This window comes from Streptomyces sp. NPDC056160 (genome assembly GCF_042268205.1).
Taxonomy (GTDB): domain Bacteria; phylum Actinomycetota; class Actinomycetes; order Streptomycetales; family Streptomycetaceae; genus Streptomyces.
The window spans coordinates 1-3,999 of the sequence record NZ_JBHJUW010000283.1 but is presented as its reverse complement, the minus strand read 5'-3'; the positions used below and the strand labels follow the sequence as shown (position 1 = coordinate 3,999).

General features: G+C 58.6%; 5 protein-coding genes. 3 read left to right on the top strand and 2 right to left on the bottom strand.

The genetic code is table 11. The annotated features are described in order from the left end of the window. Positions 1–226 precede the first annotated feature (226 nt). The 3 genes from ACFC02_RS41900 (at position 227) to ACFC02_RS41890 (ending at position 1,962) form a co-directional block, all read left to right on the top strand. A complete protein-coding gene (locus tag ACFC02_RS41900) occupies positions 227–571 on the top strand; it encodes a MobC family plasmid mobilization relaxosome protein (RefSeq protein ID WP_044704870.1) in 345 nt (114 codons plus the stop codon). A gap of 677 nt (positions 572–1,248) precedes the next feature. Next, on the top strand, positions 1,249–1,740 hold the full coding sequence (locus ACFC02_RS41895; protein WP_063844470.1) for an MbeB family mobilization protein: 492 nt from the start codon (positions 1,249–1,251) through the stop codon (positions 1,738–1,740). Positions 1,741–1,746: 6 nt separating this feature from the next. Further along, positions 1,747–1,962 (top strand): MbeD family mobilization/exclusion protein, encoded by a 216-nt coding sequence (locus ACFC02_RS41890; RefSeq protein ID WP_044704874.1) that lies wholly within the window; start codon positions 1,747–1,749, stop codon positions 1,960–1,962. Between the two features lie 234 nt (positions 1,963–2,196). Here ACFC02_RS41890 and ACFC02_RS41885 read toward each other — a convergent pair whose 3' ends face one another. Together ACFC02_RS41885 and aph(3'')-Ib are read right to left on the bottom strand one after the other, a co-directional pair. Next, the gene (locus ACFC02_RS41885; protein ID WP_000480968.1) at positions 2,197–3,033 is read right to left on the bottom strand and encodes an aminoglycoside O-phosphotransferase APH(6)-Id; all 837 of its coding nucleotides are present in this window, start codon (positions 3,031–3,033) and stop codon (positions 2,197–2,199) included. Beyond that, a complete protein-coding gene (gene aph(3'')-Ib, locus ACFC02_RS41880; protein ID WP_001082319.1) occupies positions 3,033–3,836 on the bottom strand; it encodes an aminoglycoside O-phosphotransferase APH(3'')-Ib in 804 nt (267 codons plus the stop codon). The genes ACFC02_RS41885 and aph(3'')-Ib overlap by 1 nt, the downstream gene beginning before the upstream one ends. Positions 3,837–3,999 lie beyond the last annotated feature (163 nt).

The window sequence follows — 3,999 nt, the reverse complement described above, 5'->3', positions numbered from 1 at the left end:
CCCTTACGCACCTGAGCCTCATCTCACAGTTTTTATGACTGACTATTTCATCCCGATTCCCGTCGTGCCACCATAGTAAGCCAGTATACACTCCGCTAGCGCTACGTGACTGGTTCAGGGCTGCGCCCCGAAACCCGCCAAAAGCCTGACGCGCCTGCGGCTTGTCCAACCCCGCGCCGACCGGGAAAGGCTTTCCCGCCCGTCCCGGCGTTATCAGGAGACCGGTTTGTCAGAGAAACGGAACAAGATGCTCACCATGTGGGTGACGGAGGACGAGCACCGGCGGCTGCTCGAACGCTGTGACGGCAGGCAGCTGGCGGCGTGGATGCGGCAGACCTGTCTTGATGAAAAGCCTGCGCGTACCGGAAAGCTACCCTCGATCTCGCCGGCGCTGCTGCGCCAGCTTGCCGGCATGGGCAACAACCTGAACCAGATAGCCCGCCGCGTTAACGCCGGCGGCGGTACCGGCCATGACAGGGTGCAGATTGTGGCGGCGCTGATGGCAATCGATGCCGGCCTTGAGCAGCTGCGGCACGCCGTTCTTGAGAAAGGAACGGACGATGATCATTAAATTTCATCCGCGCGGTCGCGGCGGTGGCGCCGGGCCGGTGGACTATTTGCTGGGTAAAGACCGGCAGCGTGAAGGCGCCACCGTCCTGCAGGGCAAGCCGGAAGAAGTCCGGGAGCTGATTGATGTGTCGCCTTACGTGAAGAAATACACCTCCGGCGTACTGTCGTTTGCGGAGGCAGATCTGCCTCCCGGCCAGCGGGAAAAACTGATGGCCAGCTTCGAGCGTGTTCTGATGCCCGGCCTCGATAAAGATCAGTACAGCATTCTGTGGGTGGAGCACGCGGACAAGGGGCGTCTGGAGCTGAACTTTCTGATCCCCAATACCGAGCTGCTGACCGGCAGGCGGCTCCAGCCGTACTACGACCGCGCCGACCGGCCGCGCATCGATGCCTGGCAGACGGTGGTCAACGGCCGGCTGGGGCTGCACGACCCGAACGCGCCGGAAAACCGGCGGGCGCTGGTCACGCCGTCCGCGCTGCCGGAAGCGAAGCAGGAAGCTGCCCAGGCGATTACGCGCGGCCTGCTTGCCCTTGCCTCATCCGGGGAGCTGAAAACCCGTCAGGACGTCACTGAGGCGCTGGAAAGCGCAGGTTTTGAGGTGGTGCGCAGCACGAAAAGCAGCATCAGCATTGCCGACCCGGACGGGGGGCGAAACATCCGACTGAAGGGAGCCATCTATGAGCAGTCTTTTAACGCTGGCGAAGGACTTGGAGCAGAAATCGAAAGCGCAGCAGCAGAGTACCGGCGAGATGCTGAAAGCCGCATTCAGCGAGCACGAGCAGTCTGTCAGAGCGGAACTGAGCGCAAGCGCGAGGAGAATCAGCGACGCCATCAGCGCCCACGAACAGAGTATGAGCGAGGCGATGGAGAAAAACCGGCGGAGCGTGCTGCTGACAGCCGGGAGGGCATGGCTCACCATCCTGATGGTGTCAGCGCTGCTGATCGCCACGAGCGGGAGCATTCTGTGGTGGCAGGGGCAGCAGATAACCGACAATTACACACATCTTCGTCAGCAGGAAGATACCCTGGCGAAAATGACTGCCCGGACGTGGGGAGTGCGCTATCAGGAGAGCAGCGACGGCCGGAGGTTCCTTATCCTGCCGCCGGGGATGCAAGCCGAAGCCATCCCCTACGACGGGACGACCTGGATCCGCCTGAAACAGGAGTAGCGGAAAATGACAGAGCTGGAAAAGCAGTTGCTGACCGCATTAGAGCAGCTACATCAGGACTACTCGCAAAGGCTGGACGAATGGGAGAGCGCCTTCGCGGAATGGCAGAAGATGTCTGGGCTTATGCAACGGGAGAACGCGGTGCTGAACGAGCGCGTGTCGGACTTGAGCACGCAGGTGCTGAGTTTAAGCGAGCAGCTGCGCCGCTTGTCCGGGAACTGAATGCCACCGAGTTCCGGCAGGGGGAGAATGAGTATCAGAAAACACTGGAGCTGGAGCGCCAGCCGCAGAAAACCTACAAAGGACCGACGCTGGGCTGACGGATGCCGGCCCGTGATAAACCCCAAGAAGGGGTCGTTTGCGGGAGAGGGCGAAATCCTACGCTAAGGCTTTGGCCAACGATATTCTCCGGTAAGATTGATGTGTTCCCAGGGGATAGGAGAAGTCGCTTGATATCTAGTATGACGTCTGTCGCACCTGCTTGATCGCGGCCGCGATAGCTAGATCGCGTTGCTCCTCTTCTCCATCCGCGTTCCAAGCTGCGGAAAGGCACCCATAAGCGTACGCCTGGTCGAGCAGGCGACGCGGATCGACGTCCAGCGCACGAGAGAATGCGTCCGCCATCTGTGCAATGCGTCTAGGATCGAGACAAAGGTCGTCTCTGTCAGCCGGATCGTAGAACATATTGGCGGCGCCAAAGCCCACTTCACCGACCAGACCGACGGGATCTATCACCAGCCAGCCGCGACTGGAGAACATGATGTTTTCATGATGCAGATCGCCATGTAGCCCACGCAGTTCCGAGGCATTGCTCATCATTTGATCGGCTATAATCGCCGCGTGGACGTAGTCAGTTTGACAACCTGCGTTTTGATCATCGCGCGCCCGCTGAAACAAAGCTGCAAAGCGATCCCGGATCGGGAGAAGGGCAGAAGGCAGGGGTTCCTCAGATGCGGCATACAGCTTCGCCATTAGTTCCGCTGCAATTTCGGTCGCCTGGTAGTCGCCGTGCTCGGCAACGATGTGAGAGAGCATTCGCTCCCCGGCATATTCGAGCAACATCAGATTGTTCTCACGACCGAGCAACCGGACTGCTCCCCTCCCATTGCGCCATACCAGATAGTCGGCCCCGCGCAGTTCATCAGCAATGTCTTCTATAGGTTTCAATCCCTTGACGATTGCAGGAGTCCCGTCTGGCAATGAAACTTTCCAAACGAGGCTGGAAAAGGTGTCCGCAATGAGAACAGGTTGCGAAACGTGCCAATGAGCAGGAAAAACAGGCGGCATGAACATCAACCCCAAGTCAGAGGGTCCAATCGCAGATAGAAGGCAAGGCGTTCGCGGTCGGGGGCTTCGATCCCCAATACATTGAATAGGACAGCGAAGGCGCGCTCTGCTTCATCTGGCGCTGCCCAGTTCTCTTCGGCGTTAGCAATCATGAGTGCCAAATCGGCATAGCGATCTGCTGTTCCGAGCCGCCCAAGGTCGATCAGACCCGTGCATTGAAGAGTTTTAGGGTCCACCATGAAGTTCGGCATGCAGGGATCACCATGGCAAACAACCATATCGGTGCGCTCTTGGTCGAGCCGCACCGGTAGCTCTCGTTCGACACGAGCCAAAAGATCGAGCTGCGGCGTACTCTTGTCCTCGTCCGGTAAGAAGTCGGGATTGACGGCATTGCGGGACACCACATCAACGGCGCGTCCGAACATTCGCGACAGCCTGCGCTCAAACGGACATTGATCAACCGATAGGCTGTGAACAGCGCCAAGTTGCTGCCCCATTGACGGCCACGCTTTGAGCAAATCCGCTCCAGACAGATCAGCCGCCGGTACTCCCGGAATTGCCGTTATCACCAAGCATGCACCCTCCTGTTCCTCCTGCCAGTTGATCACCTCGGGGCAAGCCACACCTCGACCTTTGAGCCAAATGAGGCGGTCACGCTCTCCAGCGAGCTCACCGCGGCGGGAAGCAGGTGCGATTTTCGCGAAGGCATGCCCGTCACCACGTCGAAAAACAAAATCACCAGATTCTCCGCCTCTGACAGGCAACCAGTCAGAATGCGATTCACCAAAAAAAATATTAGTTCGATTCAATGGAGGTTCCTTCAGTTTTCTGATGAAGCGCGGAGGTGGCTCAACCTGCGAAAAGAAACGAGTTGCTACGTAAGTCCGAGAACATGCTTTCCATGGTCTCTGAGCTCGCCTTTGGGACCGACATATCGGTAGAGAGTGACGCGCTCGATGCCGAGTTCCTTGC

Excerpts from the sequence above, each read along its gene's own strand:
- ACFC02_RS41885 (WP_000480968.1), bottom strand. The coding sequence starts at position 3,033 with ATGTTCATGCCGCCTGTTTTTCCTGCTCATTGGCACGTTTCGCAACCT.
- ACFC02_RS41895 (WP_063844470.1), top strand. The coding sequence starts at position 1,249 with ATGAGCAGTCTTTTAACGCTGGCGAAGGACTTGGAGCAGAAATCGAAA.
- ACFC02_RS41890 (WP_044704874.1), top strand. The coding sequence starts at position 1,747 with ATGACAGAGCTGGAAAAGCAGTTGCTGACCGCATTAGAGCAGCTACAT.